Annotated in this window: 15 protein-coding genes and 1 pseudogene; 9 read left to right on the top strand and 7 right to left on the bottom strand. The window is 70.9% G+C overall.

The window, feature by feature from the left end; all coding sequences use genetic code 11:
• Positions 1-20 precede the first annotated feature (20 nt).
• The 4 genes from FED44_RS23540 to FED44_RS23555 all read left to right on the top strand — a co-directional run bounded on the left by FED44_RS23540 (position 21) and on the right by FED44_RS23555 (position 7,587).
• Complete coding sequence (locus FED44_RS23540; RefSeq protein ID WP_111697304.1) at positions 21-752, top strand: BPL-N domain-containing protein; 732 nt, start codon at positions 21-23, stop codon at positions 750-752.
• Positions 753-823: 71 nt separating this feature from the next.
• On the top strand, positions 824-2,233 hold the full coding sequence (locus FED44_RS23545; RefSeq protein WP_138462070.1) for a M1 family metallopeptidase: 1,410 nt from the start codon (positions 824-826) through the stop codon (positions 2,231-2,233).
• A gap of 55 nt (positions 2,234-2,288) precedes the next feature.
• Positions 2,289-2,711 carry a DUF6098 family protein gene (locus tag FED44_RS23550; RefSeq protein WP_138462071.1) on the top strand — a complete coding sequence of 141 codons (423 nt, stop codon included), beginning with the start codon at positions 2,289-2,291 and terminating at the stop codon, positions 2,709-2,711.
• 190 nt (positions 2,712-2,901) lie between these two features.
• Entirely contained in the window at positions 2,902-7,587 is a 4,686-nt protein-coding gene (locus FED44_RS23555; protein ID WP_138462072.1) for a HAMP domain-containing protein, read from the top strand.
• Here FED44_RS23555 and FED44_RS23560 read toward each other — a convergent pair.
• Entirely contained in the window at positions 7,578-8,885 is a 1,308-nt protein-coding gene (locus FED44_RS23560) for an NAD(P)/FAD-dependent oxidoreductase (RefSeq protein ID WP_138462073.1), read from the bottom strand. The genes FED44_RS23555 and FED44_RS23560 overlap by 10 nt on opposite strands.
• 394 nt (positions 8,886-9,279) lie before the next feature.
• Here FED44_RS23560 and FED44_RS23565 point away from each other — a divergent pair, with 394 nt between their 5' ends.
• Positions 9,280-11,586 carry a rhamnogalacturonan lyase family protein gene (locus FED44_RS23565; RefSeq protein WP_138462074.1) on the top strand — a complete coding sequence of 769 codons (2,307 nt, stop codon included), beginning with the start codon at positions 9,280-9,282 and terminating at the stop codon, positions 11,584-11,586.
• 69 nt (positions 11,587-11,655) lie between these two features.
• Here the strand turns inward: FED44_RS23565 and FED44_RS23570 are convergent, their stop codons facing one another.
• Positions 11,656-12,087, bottom strand: coding sequence for an ester cyclase (locus tag FED44_RS23570; RefSeq protein ID WP_111697299.1), 432 nt, complete (start codon positions 12,085-12,087; stop codon positions 11,656-11,658).
• Between the two features lie 251 nt (positions 12,088-12,338).
• Here FED44_RS23570 and FED44_RS23575 point away from each other — a divergent pair, with 251 nt between their 5' ends.
• Both FED44_RS23575 and FED44_RS23580 read left to right on the top strand, forming a co-directional pair.
• On the top strand, positions 12,339-13,598 hold the full coding sequence (locus FED44_RS23575; RefSeq protein WP_138462075.1) for a site-2 protease family protein: 1,260 nt from the start codon (positions 12,339-12,341) through the stop codon (positions 13,596-13,598).
• Positions 13,599-13,794: 196 nt separating this feature from the next.
• Positions 13,795-14,391 carry a sigma-70 family RNA polymerase sigma factor gene (locus tag FED44_RS23580; RefSeq protein WP_138462076.1) on the top strand — a complete coding sequence of 199 codons (597 nt, stop codon included), beginning with the start codon at positions 13,795-13,797 and terminating at the stop codon, positions 14,389-14,391.
• On the opposite strand, the gene FED44_RS36550 is transcribed toward FED44_RS23580, so the two are convergent.
• Positions 14,346-14,552: a pyridoxamine 5'-phosphate oxidase family protein gene (locus FED44_RS36550; RefSeq protein ID WP_187406026.1), complete on the bottom strand. Its 207-nt coding sequence runs from the start codon at positions 14,550-14,552 to the stop codon at positions 14,346-14,348. The genes FED44_RS23580 and FED44_RS36550 overlap by 46 nt on opposite strands.
• 30 nt (positions 14,553-14,582) lie before the next feature.
• Complete coding sequence (locus FED44_RS23590; RefSeq protein ID WP_244302180.1) at positions 14,583-16,022, bottom strand: MFS transporter; 1,440 nt, start codon at positions 16,020-16,022, stop codon at positions 14,583-14,585.
• Positions 16,023-16,127: 105 nt separating this feature from the next.
• Here FED44_RS23590 and FED44_RS23595 point away from each other — a divergent pair, with 105 nt between their 5' ends.
• Entirely contained in the window at positions 16,128-16,622 is a 495-nt protein-coding gene (locus FED44_RS23595; RefSeq protein ID WP_111697295.1) for a winged helix-turn-helix transcriptional regulator, read from the top strand.
• Between the two features lie 137 nt (positions 16,623-16,759).
• Here FED44_RS23595 and FED44_RS23600 read toward each other — a convergent pair whose 3' ends face one another.
• From FED44_RS23600 to FED44_RS38520, 3 genes and pseudogenes are all read right to left on the bottom strand, one after another.
• Positions 16,760-17,152, bottom strand: a complete 393-nt coding sequence (locus FED44_RS23600) for a hypothetical protein (protein WP_138462077.1) — start codon at positions 17,150-17,152, stop codon at positions 16,760-16,762.
• Positions 17,153-17,176: 24 nt separating this feature from the next.
• Positions 17,177-17,749 carry an ATP-dependent DNA ligase gene (locus tag FED44_RS23605; RefSeq protein WP_416360973.1) on the bottom strand — a complete coding sequence of 191 codons (573 nt, stop codon included), beginning with the start codon at positions 17,747-17,749 and terminating at the stop codon, positions 17,177-17,179.
• A gap of 78 nt (positions 17,750-17,827) precedes the next feature.
• Positions 17,828-18,120: pseudogene (locus FED44_RS38520) on the bottom strand (DNA polymerase ligase N-terminal domain-containing protein); the annotation flags it as partial.
• Between the two features lie 170 nt (positions 18,121-18,290).
• Between FED44_RS38520 and FED44_RS23610 the strand changes: the two are divergent.
• On the top strand, positions 18,291-20,054 hold the full coding sequence (locus tag FED44_RS23610) for a bifunctional metallophosphatase/5'-nucleotidase (protein WP_138462078.1): 1,764 nt from the start codon (positions 18,291-18,293) through the stop codon (positions 20,052-20,054).
• Positions 20,055-20,061: the final 7 nt, after the last annotated feature.

The following is a 20,061-nucleotide window of genomic DNA, read 5'->3' on the forward strand; positions in this document are numbered from 1 at the left end:
GGGAATCGGGTGAGGGTCTGATGGGATTCGACGGCATTCTCGGCGCTGTACGGCGCGCCTTCCGCTCCGAGCCGGCCCCGCTGCGGCCTTCCGGACAGCCGCTCGCGCTCGTCTACCGGGGCCCGGCCTCGGTTCCCGGGTGCTCCGAGGCGGTCGCCGGGCTGCTGGAGGCGAGCCGCTGGGGCTTCGACGTGCGCTACACGGGCCCGCACGAGAAGGTGCCGCTCACGGCGGAGTCGCTGTCCCTGGCCGCGGTGTACGCCCAGCCGGGCGGCGGAGACCTGTCCCGGGGTTACCGGCACCTCAAACGGCACCGCGGCGCGCTGCGCGACTACGTCGCCGGAGGCGGCCGGTACCTCGGCTTCTGCCTGGGCGGCTATCTCGCCGGCGCCACTCCCGGTTTCGCCCTGCTGCCGGGCGACACCGACCAGTACATCGCCACGCCGGGCGCCACCGTGGACGACGAGGAGGACACCCTCGTCGACGTGCGATGGCGGGGCCGGGAGCGCAGCGTCTTCTTCCAGGACGGCCCCTGCTTCCTGCTGGAGCCGGGCAACCGGGCCACCGTGCTGGCCACCTATCCCAACGGCGCCGTCGCCGCCCTCGTCACCCCGTACGGCGAGGGCAGGGTCGCCGTGGTCGGCCCGCACCCGGAGGCGACCGACGACTGGTTCGCCGACGCCGATCTGCCGGTCCGGCGGGCGCAGGACCTCGGTCTCGATCTGGTGAACGAGGTGATGGCCGACGCTTGAGGTGCTTTCGCGTCTTATGTGAAGAATGTGATGAATTACCGCTTTTTCCGGAAAATCCCCATTATGGGGACATGGTGCGTAAATTAGCCGCCCTGGCCGCCAGTGTCATGATGATCGCGTCCCCGGCCGCTCCCGCCGCCGCGGAGCCGGGCGCGTTCCTTCCCGGCGCGCCGGGGATCGGCGATCCGTACTATCCCCTGCAGGGAAACGGCGGCTACGACGTCGGCCACTACGATCTGCGGCTCCGGTTCGACCCCGGCGACCACACCGCGGACGCCACCGCGACGATCACCGCGACCGCCACCCACAACCTGTCCCGGTTCGACCTCGACTTCTCGGGACCGGAGGTCAAGAGCGTGACGGTGGACGGCGCCCGCGCCGGCTTCCGCCGCGACGGCCAGGAACTGGTGATCACTCCGGCCGCCGGGCTCAAGGCCGGGGCCACCTTCACGGTCGCGGTCTCCTACGCCGGGAAGCTCACGGCGGTCTCGGACGACACCGGCCAGCAGGGATGGATCAACACCAAGGACGGCGCGTTCGTCGCGTCCCAGCCGGACGGCGCACGCAGCTGGTTCCCGGCCAACGACAGCCCGGCGGACAAGGCCACCTTCAGCTTCCGGGTGTCCGCGCCCGAGGAGCTGACCGTGCTGGCCAACGGCGAGCGCGCGAGCGCGGAAGAGGCGGCCGGCTCCGACGGCTACCGGACCGTGCGGTGGGAGATGCGGCAGCCGATGGCGCCCTACCTCGCCATGCTCGCCATCGGCCATTTCGAGGTCAGTGAGGGGACCGTCGACGGCATGCTGAACGTGACGGCGTACGACCCGGCGCTGGCGGAGAAGTCGAAGCGTCTGCACGATCTCACGGCGGAGGCGGTCAGGTGGGAGTCGTCGCTCTTCGGCCCCTACCCGTTCTCCTCCACCGGCGGGGTCGCGGACGGCCGCGGCTCCGTGACGGCGCTGGAGACGCAGGGCCGGCCCGTCTACAGCGGCGGCCCGACCGACGACTCCGAGATCGTGCACGAGCTGGCCCACCAGTGGTTCGGCGACAGCGTCGGGGTGCGGAGCTGGCGGGACATCTGGCTCAACGAGGGCTTCGCGAAATACACGGAATGGCTCTACGAGGAGCAGCACGACGGGCCCTCCGCCAGGGACACCTTCGACCGGCTCTACCGGAAGGACGGCTCCTTCTGGCGCCTGAAGACCGGTGACCCCGGCCAGGCGCACATGTTCGACGAGAACGCGATCTACCTGCGCGGCGCGATGACGGTGCACGCCCTCCGGGAGAAGATCGGCGACAAGGTGTTCTTCACCCTGCTGAAGACCTGGGCGCAGGAGCACAGGTACAGCACGGTGACAACGGCCGACTTCGTCGCCCTCGCGGAGAGGCTGAGCGGGCAGAAGCTCGGCCCCTTCTTCGACGCGTGGCTCTACCAGTCGAAGAAGCCGCCGCAGTCGGTGTTCCGCTCGACACCGGCGGAATGAGACGGGTTTGCCCTGTTCATGCGGGGGGAGGAGACGCGGCCACGGGAGGGGCGAGGTGAGCGGACTACCGACGATCAAGAGCCTGGACGAGCTGACCGAGCTGGTCGAACGCCGGCCCGGCCTCTACCTGCGGTACTCGAAGGGGCCGGACGCCGACGAGGGCAAGCCCAGCGTCGACTACGAGAGCGGCCTGGAGCTGCCCGGGCTGTCGGTGACCGTGCTCGACGCCGAGCACTGGTGGACGAGATCGACGCACGACTGGCTGGCCCGCCAGATGTGCAAGTACACACATCTGGCCGAGCAGGACGAGGAGCGGCACGCCTGGGTGCTGACCGGCCGGGTGGCGGGGCGGGGCCCCGACCACGAGCCGCTCATCGACCACGTCGAGCCGGTGGCGTGGATCGACGACGCGGTGGTCGAGCAGGCCCGCGAACACTACGAGAAGGCGTTCGACGCCGGCCGCGACTCCACGGGCTGAGCCCCTCCGCGCCAGATCTCACCGGGCCTCTCCGGGCCCCTTCCGGCCGTCCCGCGTCTCCCCAGGTCTCCCGGGGAGATACGGCGTTCGCACCCTGCGAGATGTACCATTCGCGCGGCCGCGGGGCGACGCGCCCGGCGGTGCTTTATATGCTTTCTTTTCCTGGTCAGACGGGATCGCGAGGGTGGACATGGTCGAGAGAGCTGGCACCGTCAAGCGCGCGAGAACATCCCGCGCCGCCGGCGGCGATCCGGAACTGGATCTGCGGGAACTCCTGGCGGGCCTGACCGCCGTACGGGACGGAGACTTCGGCACCCGGCTGCCGGAGGACGGCGACGGGCTGCTGCAGGAGATAGCGACCGTCTTCAACGGAATGGTCGACCAGCTCTCCCTCTTCACCTCCGAGGTGACCCGGGTGGCGCGGGAGGTCGGCACCGAGGGCCAGCTCGGCGGCCAGGCCGAGGTGCCGGCGGTCTCCGGCACCTGGAAGGACCTCACCGACTCGGTGAACGCGATGGCGGGCAACCTCACCAGCCAGGTCCGCTCCATCGCCGAGGTCACCACCGCCGTCGCCAAGGGCGACCTCTCCCAGAAGATCACCGTCGACGCCCGAGGCGAGATCCTCGAACTCAAGAACACCGTCAACACCATGGTCGACCAGCTCTCGTCCTTCGCCGACGAGGTCACCCGCGTCGCCCGCGAGGTCGGCACCGAAGGCCAGCTCGGCGGCCAGGCGCAGGTCCCCGGCGTGGCCGGGACCTGGCGCGACCTCACCGACTCGGTGAACTTCATGGCCGGCAACCTCACCAGCCAGGTCCGCTCCATCGCCGAGGTCACCACCGCCGTCGCCAAGGGCGACCTCTCCCAGAAGATCACCGTCGACGCCCGAGGCGAGATCCTCGAACTCAAGAACACCGTCAACACCATGGTCGACCAGCTCTCGTCCTTCGCCGACGAGGTCACCCGCGTCGCCCGCGAGGTCGGCACCGAAGGCCAGCTCGGCGGCCAGGCCGACGTGAAGGGCGTCTCCGGCACCTGGCGCGACCTCACCGACTCCGTGAACTTCATGGCCGGCAACCTCACCAGCCAGGTCCGCAACATCTCCCAGGTCGCCACCGCCGTGGCCAAGGGCGACCTCTCCCAGAAGATCACCGTCGAGGCCAAGGGCGAGGTCGCCGCGCTCGCCCAGACCATCAACACCATGGTCGACACCCTCAGCGCCTTCGCCGACGAGGTCACCCGCGTCGCCCGCGAGGTCGGCACCGAAGGCCGCCTCGGCGGCCAGGCCGACGTGAAGGGCGTCTCCGGCACCTGGAAGGCGCTGACCGAGTCGGTGAACGTCATGGCCGACAACCTCACCGACCAGGTGCGGTCCATCGCCCAGGTCACGACGGCGGTCGCCCGCGGCGACCTGTCGCAGAAGATCCGCGTGGACGCCCGGGGCGAGATCCTGGAGCTCAAGGAGACCATCAACACGATGGTCGACCAGCTCTCGTCCTTCGCCGACGAGGTCACCCGGGTGTCCCGGGAGGTCGGCACCGAGGGCCGCCTGGGCGGCCAGGCGACCGTACGCGGGGTGTCGGGCACCTGGAAGGACCTCACCGACTCGGTGAACGTCATGGCGTCCAACCTCACCAGCCAGGTGCGGTCCATCGCGCAGGTCGCCACCGCCGTCGCCAAGGGCGACCTCTCCCAGAAGATCACCGTGGAGGCCAAGGGCGAGGTCGCCGCGCTCGCCCAGACCATCAACACCATGGTCGACACCCTCAGCGCCTTCGCCGACGAGGTCACCCGCGTGGCCCGCGAGGTCGGCACGGAAGGCCAGCTCGGCGGTCAGGCCCGGGTGCCCAACGTGGCGGGCACCTGGAAGGACCTCACCGACAACGTGAACTCGATGGCCGACAACCTGACCAACCAGGTGCGGTCCATCGCCCAGGTCACGACGGCGGTCGCCCAGGGCGACCTGACCAAGAAGATCGACGTCGACGCCCGGGGCGAGATCCTGGAGCTCAAGACGACCATCAACACGATGGTCGACCAGCTCTCGTCGTTCGCCGCCGAGGTCACCCGCGTGGCCCGCGAGGTGGGCAGCGAGGGACGGCTGGGCGGGCAGGCCGAGGTCGAGGGCGTGTCGGGCACCTGGAAGCGGCTGACCGAGAACGTCAACGAGCTGGCCGGCAACCTCACCCGCCAGGTGCGCGCGATCGCCGAGGTCACCAGCGCCGTGACCTCCGGCGACCTCACCCGCTCCATCACGGTGGACGCGGAGGGCGAGCTCGCCGACCTCAAGGACAACGTCAACTCCATGGTGGAGTCGCTGCGCGAGTCGACCCGGGCCAACCAGGAGCAGGACTGGCTCAAGACCAACCTGGCCCGCATCTCCGGGCTCATGCAGGGCCACCGCGACCTGTCGGCGGTCGCCGAGCTGGTCATGAACGAGCTGGCTCCGCTGGTCAACGCGCAGCACGGCACGTTCCTGCTGGCGGAGGAGACCCCGGCGGGCGCGGAGCTGCGGGTGGTCGGCTGCTACGGCCACCGGGAGATCTCCCGCCGCCACGCGTTCGGGGAGTCCCTCGTCGGCCAGGCCGCGCAGGCCAGGCGGACGATCCTGGTGGAGGAGGTCCCGCCGGCCTACCTGACGGTCTCGTCCAGCCTCGGGCAGGCCGGTCCGGCCAGCCTCGTCGTGCTGCCGATCGTGGTGGAGGACCAGGTTCTCGGCGTGATCGAGCTGGCCAGCCTGGGCCGGTTCTCCACGGCCCACCGCGACTTCCTGGAGCAGCTCGTCGAGACGATCGGCGTCAACGTCAACACGATCGTGGCCAACGCCCGCACCGACGCGCTGCTCGCCGAGTCGCAGCGGCTCGCCACCGAGCTGCAGGTGCGGCAGGAGGAGCTGCAGCGCTCGAACGCCGAGCTGGAGGAGAAGGCGGAGCTGCTGGCCCAGCAGAACCGCGACATCGAGACCAAGAACACCGAGATCGAGCAGGCCCGTCAGGAGCTGGAGGACCGCGCCCAGCAGCTCGCGCTGGCCTCCAAGTACAAGAGCGAGTTCCTCGCCAACATGAGCCACGAGCTGCGCACCCCGCTCAACTCGCTGCTCATCCTGGCCCAGCTCCTCGCGCAGAACCCCACCCGCAACCTCACGCCCAAGCAGGTGGAGTACGCGAACGTCATCCACTCGGCCGGCACCGACCTGCTGCAGCTCATCAACGACATCCTCGACCTGTCGAAGATCGAGGCCGGCAAGATGGACATCACGCCGGAGCCGGTCAGCCTGCGTCAGCTCCTCGACTACGTGGAGGCCAACTTCCGGCCGCTGACCACCCAGAAGGGCCTGCGGTTCGGCGTCACCGTCGCCTCCGGCGTCCCGGCCCGCCTGATGACCGACGAGCAGCGGCTGCGGCAGGTGCTGCGCAACCTGCTGTCGAACGCGGTCAAGTTCACCGAGGCGGGCTCGGTCGAGCTCCGCATCGAACGCGCGCCCGGCGCGGACCTGCCGGGCGCCGACGGGCAGGAGGTCCTCGCCTTCCACGTGGTGGACACCGGCATCGGCATCGCCCCGGAGAACCTCTCGCAGATCTTCGACGCCTTCCAGCAGGCCGACGGCACGACCAGCCGCAAGTACGGCGGCACCGGCCTCGGCCTGTCGATCAGCCGGGAGATCGCCACCCTGCTCGGCGGCGAGATCCACGCGACGAGCGCGCTGGGCGAGGGCAGCACGTTCACCCTCTATCTCCCGCTGACCCACTTCGCCGCCCAGAACCTGGCGGACCGGGACGAGCCGGAGGCCGGCGTGCCGGAGCCGGAGCGGACTCAGGTCTCCCCGGTGACGACGGCCGGCGCCGTCGCGGCCGTCCTGGGCGCCGGACCCGACCGCAGGAACGGCGAGAAGGCAGGCGAGAACGGGGACGGCAGGAGCGACGGCGGGGCGCGCCGCCGCCTGCTGGTCGTCGAGGCCAGGCCTGGCGGCCTGCTGTCGATGCTGGCGCAGAGCGTCGCGGCGGACCTGCGCGACACCCACGGATCCGTACAGGTGTCGACCGCGAACGACCCGGACTCGGCGCTGTCGCTGCTGCTCCGGGAGAGCGTGCACTGCATCGTCCTCGACCTCGGCATGCCCCACGACATCGTGGCGGACTTCCTGAGGGGCCTGGACCGCGACGCCTCCCTGCGGACGCTGCCGGTGCTCGCGCACCACTCGCGCAAGCTGTCGCGTCCGCAGGAGGACCTGCTCCAGGTGCGCTCGCGCAACCAGCCGCTGGAGCGCCTGCCCAGCCTGGACGAGCTGCGTGAGCGGATCACGCTGCACCTGTCGGCGAACGAGCCCGGCGACGTGCTGCCGCTCGTGCAGCAGCCGCCCGCCGAGGAGGGCGCGCACGAGACCGGGAAGGTCGACAGCGCGCTGGTCGGCCGCAAGGTCCTGGTGGTCGACGACGACGTGCGCAACGTCTTCGCCCTCACCACGATCCTCGAACTGCACGGCATGCAGGTGCTGTACGCGGAGAACGGCCGCAAGGGCATCGACGTGCTGATGCGCAACGACGACGTGGACCTGGTGCTGATGGACATCATGATGCCGGAGATGGACGGCTACGCCGCCACCGCCGCCATCCGGTCCATGCCGCGCTTCGCCAAGCTGCCGATCATCGCGGTGACCGCCAAGGCCATGCACGGCGACCGGGAGAAGACGCTGTCGTCGGGCGCGAGCGACTACGTCACCAAGCCCGTCGACGCCGAGGAGCTCATCGTCTGCATGCAGCACTGGCTGGACCTGCCCGGCAACGGTGCCCGCGCGGATTCCGGCGAGGACCCCGGCAGCGGTACCGGCGACGGCTCCGGCAGCGGTTCCGGCGACGGCTCCGGCGCTCAGGCCTGACCGGCGCGGTCGCGGGCGGTCCGGCCCTGCCGGGCCGCCACCGGGCGCGTGCGCAGGTCCTCCAGCACCGCCCGGGCGGCCCGCCGTCCGGAGACCAGCGCGCCCTGGATGGACCCGGTGTCGCGGTGGTCGCCGCAGACGTAGCGCCGCGCCCCAGAGCCCTCGGCCGGCACCCGCACCGGGCGGCGCAGCGGCATCGGGGGCGGCATCGCGGGCAGGGCCGCCTCGATCGCGTAGGTGGCGACGTGCTCCCACGACGAGGTGTCGCCGTAGATCCGCGCCAGCCGGTCCCGCACCCGGGGCTCGTCCCGGTCGCCGTGCACGCCGAGGACCGAGGTGGAGATCAGCGCGCGGCCGTCGGACGAGTACTCGGGCGCGGCGTCGGTGACCACGATCGTGTCGGTGATCACGCCTTCCGCGTCCACGATCTGCGTCGGCTCCCAGAGCGGCGACGCGGGAGCGGCGTGGTAGAAGGTCGTCACCGACCGCATCGCGGGCACCGGCAGGCCGGGCAGGAGGCGTCCCGCCGTGGCCGGGTCGGCCGCGACCACGACGGCGGCCGCCTCCATCTCGCCCCCGCCCCCGAGGGCGACGCCGGTGGGGGTCAGCGCGCCGACGGGGGTCTCCAGGCGGACCGCGTCCGGCGGGAGGCGGCCGGCGAGCTGCTCGGGAATCCGCCCCATGCCGAGGGCCGGCAGGCCGATGACGCCCCGCACGAAGGACCGCCAGAGCAGGTGGAAGATCCGGCCGGAGGTCTCCAGCTCCCGCTCCAGGACCACCCCCGACAGGAAGGGCCGGAACAGGTTCTCGACGACCTCCGGGGACGCGCCCCAGTGCCGCAGTTCCTCCTCGGTGGTGCGGCGCTCGGCGCCGCCCCGCCTCCGTACGAGGGAGCCGGGCAGCAGCAGGTCGCGGGTGGTCACCGCGGCGAGCACGGCCTTGTCCACCGGCGTGCCCACCCGGGCGAACAGGCCGCTGAGCGCCTGGCGCGGATGCCGCCACGGCAGCGTCACCCGCTCGTGCCGCCCGTCCCGGAAGACGATCACCCCCGAGGTGAACGGACGCAGGCGCAGCGCCGGGATGTCGAGGATCCGGGCGGCCTCCGGATAGCCGGTGTTGAAGACCTGGAACCCGCGGTCGAGCCGAAAGCCGTCCACGATGTCGGTGCGGATCCGGCCGCCCACGCCGTCCGAGGCCTCCAGGACCCGGACCGCCACCCCCGCCCTGCGCAGATGGACGGCGCAGGCCAGACCCGCGAGTCCCGCGCCGACGACGATCACCGTGGCAGGCTGTGGCATGGACCGCTCCTCCTCTTGCCGTGACGTGCCGTACGTCTTCGCATCGGTATTCGATCCCGGCGGAGGCCGCGGATGCAGCCGGCGGCCGGTCGGGTCTGTGCACGTTCCCAGCATGGCCGTGCCCCGGAGGTGAAATTTTCAGTGATCATCACCGGCCGGCGTGGCGGGGACGACCGGTGCGGGCCCGGCCGCGAGCGCTCTCACCTGCTCGGGCGGCCGTCCGGGAACGCGGCGGGCGGCTGCGTCCACATGGGTGAATCGGGGGTGTTTGACCACAGCGCCCGTTTCGCGTTGTGATGACGCGGCACCCGGCATGGCGCCGTCGCGACCGCGGTGCGTCCCGGACGCCGTCGCGGCCCTGCCGGCACCACCGGCACCCTCGTCTGGAGTTTGGATGACCACACGACGAAGATTCGCGTCGATCGCCGCCGTGGCCTCGGCCGCCGCTCTCGCGGGAGCCGGGGCGCTGCCCGCCCTCCCCGCGTCGGCGGCGGCGGGCTGCCGGGTCGACTATCAGGTGACGAACCAGTGGCAGGGCGGGTTCGGCACCTCCGTGACGATCACCAACCTCGGCGACGCCGTCAACGGCTGGACGCTCAACTGGACGTACGCCGCGGGGCAGACGGTGACGCAGGCGTGGAACGCGACGGTCACCCAGAGCGGCGCGCAGGTGACCGCGAAGGACGCCGGCTACAACGGGTCGATCCCCACCGGCGGGACGGCGTCGTTCGGCTTCAACGGCTCGTGGAACGACTCCGCCAACCCCGTGCCCGCGAGCTTCACGCTCAACGGCACCACCTGCACCGGCGGGGTCACGAGCAGCCCCAGCGCGAGTCCCAGCGCGAGTCCCAGCGCGTCACCCAGCCCCAGCGCCTCGCCCAGCGCCAGCCCGACGCGGTCGCCCAGCGCCTCCCCGAGCCCGTCGGCGAGCCCCACGACCATCCCGGCCGGGGCGCGGCAGATGGAGAACCTCAACCGCGGCCTGATCAGCGTGCGGTCCGGCAGCGGCAACCTGGTCTCCTGGCGGCTGCTCGGCACCGAGAACGTCGGCACGGGGTTCAACGTCTACCGGGGATCGACCAGGCTGAACTCCTCGCCGATCACCAACTCCACGAACTACCTCGACTCCGGAGCAGCCGCCGACGCGTCGTACACGGTGCGGGCCGTGGTGAACGGCGCCGAGCAGGCGTCGTCGGAGACGTCGCTGCGCTTCACCGGCGGCGACCACCTCGACGTGCCCATCCAGCCGCCGTCCGGCGGCACGACGCCCGACGGGGTCTCCTACACCTACAGCGCCAACGACGCGAGCGTGGGCGACCTCGACGGCGACGGCCAGTACGAGATCGTGCTGAAGTGGGACCCGTCCAACGCCAAGGACAACTCCCAGTCCGGGTACACCGGCAACGTCTTCGTCGACGCGTACCGGCTCAGCGGCTCCCGCCTGTGGCGGATCGACCTCGGCCGCAACATCCGCGCGGGCGCGCACTACACGCAGTTCCAGGTGTACGACTACGACGGCGACGGCAGGGCCGAGGTGGCGATGAAGACCGCCGACGGCACCAAGGACGGCACCGGGAGGGTCATCGGCAGTTCCTCGGCCGACTACCGCAACTCCTCCGGCTACGTCCTGTCCGGGCCGGAGTACCTGACGATGTTCAACGGCCAGACCGGCGCCGCCCTGTCCACCGTGAACTACGACCCGCCGCGCGGGACGGTCTCCTCCTGGGGTGACTCCTACGGCAACCGGGTGGACCGCTTCCTCGCCGCCACCGCCTACCTCGACGGCGCCCGCCCGTCGCTGATCATGTCGCGCGGCTACTACACCCGTACGGTCATCGCGGCGTGGGACTTCCGCAACGGCTCCCTGACCAAGCGGTGGACGTTCGACTCCAACTCCAGCGGCAGCCAGTACACCGGCCAGGGCAACCACAACCTGGCGGTGGCCGACGTGGACGGCGACGGCAGGGACGAGATCGTCTTCGGCGCGATGGCGGTCAACGACAACGGCGCGCCGCTGTGGAACACGGGCAACGGGCACGGCGACGCGCTGCACGTCGGCGACCTCGACCCGTCGCGGGCCGGGCTGGAGGTGTTCAAGGTCGACGAGGACACCAGCAAGCCCGCGGCGTGGATGGCCGACGCCCGCACCGGATCGATCATCTGGACCAACGGCTCCTGCGGCTGCGACAACGGGCGCGGCGTCTCCGGCGACATCTGGTCCGGCAGCCCGGGCGCCGAGTCGTGGTCGTCCGCCGTCTCCGGCGTCTACAACACCAGGGGACAGAACGTCGGCCGCAAGCCCGGCTCGACGAACTTCCTCGTGTGGTGGGACGCCGACCCGGTGCGCGAGCTGCTCGACGCCACCCACATCGACAAGTACGGCACCGGTGGCGACACCCGGCTGCTGACGGCGAGCGGGGTCCACTCCAACAACGGCACCAAGTCGACCCCGTCGCTGTCGGCCGACCTGTTCGGCGACTGGCGCGAGGAGGTCGTCTGGCCGACGAGCGACAACACCGCCCTGCGGATCTACAGCACGACCACCGCGACCACCCGGCAGATCCACACCCTCATGCACGACCCGACGTACCGGCTGGCGATCGCCTGGCAGAACACCGCCTACAACCAGCCGCCCCACCCGGGCTTCTTCCTCGGCGACGGCATGGCGACCCCCGCCAGGCCGAACATCTATCTGAGGTGATCCACCGGCGGCGGCCGCGGACCCGCCTGACGAGGTCCGCGGCCGGCGCCGCGCCGAGCGCGCCGGCGCTCAGCCCGGGACCGCCAGGCACAGACCGAGCTGGGCGTACAGCTCCAACTGGTCGAAATACTCCCGATGGCTCTTGATCTTGCCGTCCTCGACGAAGGACGCGCAGGTGCCGCGGAAGGTGACCGGGCGACCGGTCCCCTGCAGTTCGCACCCGTTCGGCAGCAGGATGGGCCCGAGGTGCGTGCCCGTGGCCGTCCACTCCACTATCAGGGGCGCCTCGCAGGTGACGGCTTCGTACCACGCGAAGAGGTGGAAGTCGGGGAAGCTCTTGAAGATCTGCTCGTACATCCACCCGATCTGCTCGAGTCCCTCCGCCACACCGAAGGGCGAGACGAGGACGGCGTCCGGGCTGAAGATCTCGAGCACGCCCTCCAGATCATGTTCGTTGAGCGCGACGGTTAGCTGGCGCTTCACAGCCCATGGGTCGGACATGACGACTGTCCTTCGACGGTCGGTACGCAACGCTGGCCACCAACTTTAGCCAGCGGCCGGTCAAGCGCCGCTTTGGATTAGGTCGGCGGAGCATCACGAGCGGGTTCTGATTCCCACACGGTTCGCGCGATATACGCACAGCGGTCCCCGCGGCGTCCCGCTGACCGTGCGTCGCAGCCTCCAGGCCCTCCACAACCGCGTGACCTGTGCCTTTGTGGGTAGGCCCTGTCACAGGGACGAGGGGAGGCAGGATGCGATCGTCGATCAGTCTCGGCCGCATCGGCGGAGTCCCGGTCGGGCTCAACGTCAGCGTTCTCGTTATCGTCGTGATCCTGGTCGTCGGGCTGGCCTTCGGGCGGTTCCCGATCGCCTTCCCCGGCCTGCCGACCGCGGCGTACGTGCTGGCCGCACTGGTGTCGGCCGTGCTCTTCCTGGCCTCGCTGCTCGCGCACGAGCTCGCCCACGCCATCGTCGCGCGCCGGCACGACGTGGAGGTCACCGGCATCACGCTCTGGCTGCTCGGCGGTGTGGCCCAGCTCCGCGGCGAGCCCCGCTCCCCCGGCGCGGACCTCAGGATCGCCGGGGTCGGCCCGCTCACCAGCGTCGTGCTCGGCGGCCTCTTCGCCCTCGTGACGTGGGGGGTCTCCGCCGTTGGCGGGCCCGCGCTGGTCAGCGGGATGTTCGGCTACCTGGCCGCGGTGAACGTGCTGCTGGCGGTGTTCAACCTGATCCCCGCCGCGCCGCTGGACGGCGGCCGGGTGCTCCGCGCCTTCCTGTGGGCGCGCTGGGGCGACCGCCTCCGGGCCGCCGTCGCCGCCGCCCGGGCGGGCCGGGTGTTCGGCTACACGCTGATCGTTCTGGGGTTCCTCAACCTCGTCTCCGGGCTCGGCTTCCAGGGGCTCTGGCTGGCCCTCATCGGCCTCTTCCTGGTCAACGCCGCCAGCGCGGAGGAGCAGCAGACGCAGATCGACGCCGCGCTGCACGGGATCAAGGTGGCGGAGGTCATGTCCCGGCACCCCATCACGGCCCATCCGGGCGAGACGGTGGCCGGGCTGATCGACCGGCTCGTGCTCCGCCACCACCTGTCCACCTATCCGCTCGTCGACGACGACGGCCGGTTCGCGGGGCTGGTGACGCTGGGCCGCGTCCGGGCCGTCGATCCCGGCCGCAGGGAGGTCACGCCGCTCCGGGAGATCGCCTGCCCGCCGCCGGACGTGCCGTCGGCCCGGCCGGACGACCTCCTCACCGAACTGCTCCAGCGGATGAGCGGCTCCGCCGACGGCCGGGCGGTGGTGCTGGACGACGGCCGGATCGTCGGCCTGGTGACGCCCAGCGACATCAGCCGGACCATCCAGACCGTGGACCTGCGGGCGCGTGAGCCGTACCGGACCCCGCGCGGCGCCGACCTCGCCCCGCACGCTCCCGGCGGCCCGCCCGCGGGCGGTCCCACCTCCGGTGGCCCGTCCTCCAGCGGCACGATCCGGTCCACCGGCCGCCGCGACGCGGCCTGAGAACCGGCCGCCAGGGGTTCTTCTCCGGCCGCCCTGCCCGACCGTGTCGAGGCGTGGGTCAGGGCGGCCGCCCGGCGCCAACCGGAAAGCCGGTGGCAAGCCGTGTTGAAACAGAGACCAGGGGTAGGCGGACCCGTGCGACCGGATCGGACAAAGCGGTCGTAACTATAAGGCAGTCCCTCAAGGAGGTGGGGAAATGACGATCGTCGACGACACGACGGTCGAACGGCGGCGGCTGCGGTTCGAGCGGGACGCGCTGCCGTACATCGGCCAGATCTACGCCGGGGCCCTACGGCTCGCCCGCAACCCCACCGACGCCGAGGACCTCGTGCAGGACGTCTACATGCGGGCGTTCAGCAACTTCCACCAGTTCCGCGAGGGCACGAACCTCCGGGCCTGGCTGTACCGCATCCTGACGAACACCTACATCAACACCTACCGGCGCCAGCAGCGCCAGCCGCAGCGGGCCGTGACGGAGGACGTGGAGGACTGGCAGCTCGCCGAGGCGGCCTCGCACACCTCGACGGGGCTGAAATCCGCCGAGGTGGAGGCGCTGGAGAGCCTGCCCGACTCCCGGGTGAAGCAGGCGCTCCAGGAACTGCAGGAGGACTTTCGGATGGCCGTCTACCTCGCCGACGTGGAGGGCTTCGCCTACAAGGAGATCGCGGAGATCATGGACGTCCCCATCGGCACGGTGATGTCGCGCCTGCACCGGGGACGCCGCCAGCTGCGGGCGAAGCTGGAGGACTACGCCGCCGATCTCGGGTTCGTCCGCTCCGCGAGGACCACCTGAGAACCACCTGGGACTCGCCGGGTGGGCACGTCCGCCTCCGGCTGCCGCGCGCGAGGCCGTCCCTTCTTGTCGACGGTGGTCATGGTCGCGTACACGATGTCGCCGATGTAGGCGTCGAACCGGCTGTTGATCTCGGCGAACGATGTCACGTGTGTGGCCAACGCTCGTTCCTTCCTCTCGGTGGCCCTTGCTCAGACGGTGGTCGCGGCCTCGGCTGGTGCCGGTTGGGCTGGACCATTGGGCGTGGCGGGGGCGCGGAGGCCGAAGGCGATGACGATGGCGCCGAGTGCGGCCGCCGTCACGGGGACGATCAGCGCTGTGCGCAGGGCGTCCAGGCCCGTGCCGGCGGCGACGCTGACGGCGGTGACGGCCGACAGTCCGAGCGCCGTTCCGAACTGGATGGAGGTGTAGAGCAGGCCGCCCGCCAAGCCGTGCTCGTCCTCGGCGACGCCGTCGGTGGCGGCCATGGTGAGCGGGCCGTACGCCAGGGAGAAGGCCGAACCGAGCAGGAGCAGCGCCGGAAACATGGCGGCATAGGTCCAGTCCATCCTGACGGGCAGGAACAGCGCGTACGCGGCCGCCGCGAGGACGAGGCCGCCGAACAGCACGCGGGTGTTGCCGAAACGGTTCACCAGGCGCGGCGTCAGGACGGGCGCGAGGACGGTGTCGATGCCGATCACCAGCATGGCCAGACCGGTCTGCATCGTGCTCCAGCCGCGCAGTTCCTGGAGGTACAAGGTGGCCAGGAACTGGAAGCCCGCGAACGCGGCCAGGAACAACAGCGCGGCCACGTTGACGCGCACCAGCGGCGCCGAGTGCAGAATCCCCAGCCGCACCAGCGGGGACGAAGAGCGCCGCTCGACTGCGGTGAACAGCCCCAGCAGCGTCAGGCCCGCGACGAACACGCCGACGGTCAGGCCGGGGCCGTCACCGGGATGCTCCAACCGGACCACCCCGTAGGACATCAGCAGCATCGCTGCGGTGATGGCGAAGGCCCCCGCCAGGTCGAAGCCGCCCGAGGGCCGCTCGCCGCCGGTGCCGCGGACGAGGGCCAGGGCCGCCACCAGGATCAGCGCTGACAGGCCGACCGGCGCGAAGAACACCCATCGCCAGCCGACCGAGGCGAGCGCGCCGCCCGCGACCACGCCGAGCGAGAACCCGCCCGCCGCCGTCCCCGCGTACACGCCGAGCGCTTTGGTGCGCGCGGGCCCCTCCGGAAAGTTGGACGTGACCAGCGCCAGCCCGGCGGGTGCCATGAACGCGGCCGCGACCCCTGTGACGAACCGGGCGACCAGCAGCATCCAGCCCTCGGTGGCGAACCCGCCAAGCCCGGAGAAGACCAGGAACACCGCCAGCCACGACACGAACATCCGGCGGTGGCCCAGCAGGTCGGCGGCGCGTCCGCCCAGCAACATGAACCCGCCGTAGCCCAGCACGTAGGCGCTGACGACCCCGCTGAGCATCCCGGTGGACAGGCCCAGATCGGCGCGGATCGCCGGCAGCGCCACGTTCAGCATCGCCACGTCGATCCCCTCCAGGAAGATCGCGCCGCACAGCACCAGCAGCACGCCCCACGCGCGCCCCGACATGCGGGCGGGCCCATCAGCGGATCTGGTGACGGAATTGGACATCGGTTCCCGACTTCCTCTCGATCGGGAACCGGTCCCGGGTGGTTCCCCGAGTGCCTGCCGGTTCCCTCTTGTAATCGACAGCATCGTTAGGCACCATCGGTGACCATGGAAGACGGCACTTTCGAGTCCCTCGGTTACTGCGCGGATACCGTCGTCGACGACGACGTTCTCCAATGGGACCAGCGCGCCGACTGCGAGGTGCGGCAGATCCTCGACCGCATCGCCGACAAGTGGTCGCTCCTGGTGATCGCGCTGCTCGACAAGCGCAGCCTGCGCTTCACCGAGCTGCGCCGCGCGATCGACGGGGTCAGCCAGCGGATGCTGACCCGCACCCTGCGGCACCTGGAACGCGACGGGCTGGTGAGCCGAACGGTGCACCCGACCGTCCCGCCACGCGTGGACTACGAACTGACGCAGATGGGCGCGACCCTGCACAGCACCATCCGCGCCCTGGTCCACTGGACCGAGGAACACCAGAACGCCATCGCCGCGGCCCGCGCCGCCTACGACAGGCGCACCGCCGCCGAACACGAGGCCGCCGAACACGAAGCGGCCAAACGTGACGTCATCGCCCGCGCCGCCCTGCCAACCAGGGACTGACCTGCCCTAGCCGGGCAGGTTTCTCGTCGGGGTGCCTTTGAGCAGGAGCCCAGCGGCGCGCACCGCTGACCTCCAAGGCCCGCACACCCGCGGCCCCTTTCTGGCGTATTCCGGCTGACCCCCACGTGGAGGGCAGGCTAGGCGTCCTCCCGGCCGGGGTTCTCCAGGCGGAAGAAGTTACTCGGGCTGCCGTCCTTGCGATGTTCCTGGTAGACGAAGTCGAGCCGGCGCTCCTCGAACGTCCTGAACCACTCGTCCCAGGAGATGTGCTTCAGGTCCTCGCCGCCGTAGCCCGGGAAGTCGAAGCGGAGAACCCCCGGACGGCCCTCGTGCTCGGTGCCGGGGACGGTGGCGGGAGTGGCGTCCCGGTCCCCCGCCCATCGCCTGATCACCTCGTGGTCGGTGGTGACCAGGCTGCGTCCCGGCCGCTCCTCGTGCTCGTCCGCCGAGGTGATCTCCTGCTCGTACCTGTGCTCGCCGGTGACCGGATGCCGCCGCCCGGCCTCCCCGCTTCCACTGGGACCGCTCATGGCCGCACCTCCCCTACCCGGCGACTACCCCGCGCCGTCCCCCTTACCCGGCAGGCGCACCCAGGCCGCGGACTCCTCCCCCGGCGCGTACGCCGAGTCGAGCCGTTTGCCCACCACGCCCGGCAGGCCCTGCTCGGCCGCCGCCCGCCGTACCGCGTGGACCTCCCCGGGCCAAGACGGCGCGGTCTGCCAGCGCGGCCCGTTCACCGCGAGCGCCTCCAGGCGCGTACGGCGGCGCTCGAACGGCTCGTCCAGCAGCGACCGCCCGTCGTCGTAGAGCAGGTCGTAGCAGACGTAGACGAGGGTCGCCCCGAGGGCCGCCACCTCGCCGTCGAGGATCACGGCCCGGCTGCCGAGCGACTCGGCCAGCGGGCGCAACCAGCGGTGCTCCGCGGTGACGTCGGCGCCGTCCGCGTCGCGCAGGGTGAGCCTGCCGCCCTCGACATGGGCCAGCGCCCGCCGCCCGCCCCACCAGAACTCCCAGGCGTACCGTTCGGGGTCGCGGGGGACGCGGGTCCGGCTCACCGGGGTCATGGGCGCCGGCCGCGCCGGCGGGGGCTCCCACCCGCCGTCCGGCGGGTCCATCCGGTGGATCATCCAGTTGCGGCCGCGGGTCCGGAAGAGCACGTAGCGCCCGGCCACCCGGGAACCGCTCAGCACGACCTTCACCTCGCGGTCGCTCCACTTCTCGGTCGCGTAGTGGCCGCGGTCCCAGATCGTCATCGTGCCGCCGCCGTACTCGCCCCTGGGGATCTCGCCCTCGAAGTGGGCATACTCCATGGGGTGGTCCTCGGTGTGGACGGCGAGATGGTTGGTCGCGGGGTCGGGCGGCAGGCCCTTGGGATCGCCCACGAGACCAGCACGCCGCCCCGCTCCAGGCGCAGGTCCCAGTGCAGGGACCGGGCGTGGTGCTCCTGGATCACGAACGTGTCGTCCTCACCCCGCGGCGACGGGCCGTCGGCGGGCATGGGCTCGCCGGTGCGCGCAGGGTCGCGTTTCGCCCGGTACGTCTCGAGTTTGTCGGCCACCTCATCGGTCCTACCCCGGCCTCAGTGAGAAGCGTGTCACCTTGTAGCGACATGTCCGGTTAAGAACTTCGTGACCACTTGGTAATTGCGTGACACTATCGTCACCCACCATGAGTTCAGCGATCAGGCTGACCGCGGGCGCCACCACCGTGGCCCTCGGTCTCCTCCTGCCCGGCGCCGCCGCCTCGGCGGCACCCGCCAAGACGGTGAAGATCACCGTCATGGCCAGTTCCGACATCCACGGAAACGCGCTCAACTGGGACTACTACAAGAACGCGGAGTACGACGACAGCGCGCACAACGACGTGGGCCTGGCCAAGATCTCGACGATGGTCTCGCAGATCAGGGCCGACCGCGGCGCCGGCCACACCCTGCTCTTCGACTCCGGCGACACCCTCCAGGGCACACCGCTGGACTACTACTACGCCAAGATCGAGCCGATCACCTCGACCGGCGAGACCCACCCCATGGCGAAGGCCATGAACGCCATCGGGTACGACGCCGTGACGCTCGGCAACCACGAGTTCAACTACGGCCTGCCGCTGCTCGGCGCGTGGGTGAAGCAGATGAAGGCGCCGGTCCTCGGCGCGAACGCCGTCTCCGCCGGAACCGGCCTTCCGGCCTACCGGCCGTTCGTCATCAAGACGATGAACGTCAAGGGCGAGAAGCCGATCAAGGTCGGGGTGCTCGGCCTCACCAACCCCGGCGTCGCGATCTGGGACAAGGCGAACGTCGACGGGAAGCTGAAGTTCCTCGACCTCGTCGCGACCGCCAAGAAGTGGGTGCCGGTCATCCGCGGCCTCGGCGCCGACGTCGTCCTGGTCACCGCCCACGCGGGCGACAACGGCCTGTCGTCGTACGGCTCGGACCTGCCGGTGGAGAACGCCGCCGCCATGGTCGCCGAGGAGGTGCCCGGCGTCGACGCCGTGCTGTTCGGGCACGCCCACAACGACGTGCCGCAGCGGTTCGTCACCAACAAGGCCACCGGGCGGCAGGTGCTGCTCACCGAGCCCGGCAGGTGGGGCCAGCGCCTCAGCGTCGTCGACTTCACCCTCGCCAAGGAGCGCGGGAAGTGGACCGTCACCGGCAAGTCGTCCACCACGCTGAACACCAACGGCGTGGCCGAGGACCCGAAGATCGTCGCGCTGATGAAGAAGCAGCACGACAAGACCGTCGGCTACGTCAACCAGGTGGTCGCGCAGTCGAAGGAGCAACTGTCCGCGGCCGAGTCGCCGTACAAGGACACGCCGATCCTCGACTACATCCAGAAGGTGCAGACCGAGCTCGTGAGCAAGGGCGTCGCGGGCACCGCCGACGCCTCGCTGCCCGTGCTGTCCATCGCCGCGCCGTTCAGCCGCACCGCCGTGTTCCCGGCCGGCCCGGTCAGCGTGCGTGACATGGCCGGGCTGTACGTCTACGACAACACCCTGCTCGGCATCAAGATGACGGGCGCCCAGATCAAGGACTTCCTGGAGTATTCGGCGAAGTACTTCGCCCAGGTCGCCCCGGGCGCGCCGATCGACCTCGCCACGCTCACCAACGCCGGCGGCACGCCCGACTACAACTACGACCAGCTGTCCGGCGTGACGTACGACATCGACATCGCCAAGCCGGTCGGCCAGCGCATCGCCGGCCTGTCCTACCAGGGCAGTCCCGTCGCCGCCGACCAGCAGTTCATCGTGGCGATCAACAACTACCGCCAGTCGGGCGGCGGCGGGTTCCCGCACGTCAGCACGGCTCCCGTGGTGTACAACGCCCAGGTGGAGATCCGCCAGGCGCTGATCGAGTACGCCGCGGGGACCGGCACCATCGACCCGGCGACCTTCGCCGAGGCGAACTGGAAGCTCGTCCGCGACGGGGTCCCGGTCTTCTGACCCTTCC

It is taken from the genome of Microbispora triticiradicis (assembly GCF_005864065.1).
GTDB lineage: Bacteria > Actinomycetota > Actinomycetes > Streptosporangiales > Streptosporangiaceae > Microbispora > Microbispora triticiradicis.

Bases quoted from the DNA above. Each gene is read 5' to 3' on its own strand.
- FED44_RS23555 (WP_138462072.1), top strand. From the start codon at position 2,902: ATGGTCGAGAGAGCTGGCACCGTCAAGCGCGCGAGAACATCCCGCGCC.
- FED44_RS23595 (WP_111697295.1), top strand. From the start codon at position 16,128: ATGGAAGACGGCACTTTCGAGTCCCTCGGTTACTGCGCGGATACCGTC.
- FED44_RS23605 (WP_416360973.1), bottom strand. From the start codon at position 17,749: ATGATCCACCGGATGGACCCGCCGGACGGCGGGTGGGAGCCCCCGCCG.
- FED44_RS23590 (WP_244302180.1), bottom strand. From the start codon at position 16,022: ATGTCCAATTCCGTCACCAGATCCGCTGATGGGCCCGCCCGCATGTCG.
- FED44_RS23610 (WP_138462078.1), top strand. From the start codon at position 18,291: ATGAGTTCAGCGATCAGGCTGACCGCGGGCGCCACCACCGTGGCCCTC.
- FED44_RS23570 (WP_111697299.1), bottom strand. From the start codon at position 12,087: ATGTCCGACCCATGGGCTGTGAAGCGCCAGCTAACCGTCGCGCTCAAC.
- FED44_RS23540 (WP_111697304.1), top strand. From the start codon at position 21: ATGGGATTCGACGGCATTCTCGGCGCTGTACGGCGCGCCTTCCGCTCC.
- FED44_RS23565 (WP_138462074.1), top strand. From the start codon at position 9,280: ATGACCACACGACGAAGATTCGCGTCGATCGCCGCCGTGGCCTCGGCC.
- FED44_RS23545 (WP_138462070.1), top strand. From the start codon at position 824: ATGGTGCGTAAATTAGCCGCCCTGGCCGCCAGTGTCATGATGATCGCG.
- FED44_RS23600 (WP_138462077.1), bottom strand. From the start codon at position 17,152: ATGAGCGGTCCCAGTGGAAGCGGGGAGGCCGGGCGGCGGCATCCGGTC.
- FED44_RS23580 (WP_138462076.1), top strand. From the start codon at position 13,795: ATGACGATCGTCGACGACACGACGGTCGAACGGCGGCGGCTGCGGTTC.
- FED44_RS23575 (WP_138462075.1), top strand. From the start codon at position 12,339: ATGCGATCGTCGATCAGTCTCGGCCGCATCGGCGGAGTCCCGGTCGGG.
- FED44_RS23560 (WP_138462073.1), bottom strand. From the start codon at position 8,885: ATGCCACAGCCTGCCACGGTGATCGTCGTCGGCGCGGGACTCGCGGGT.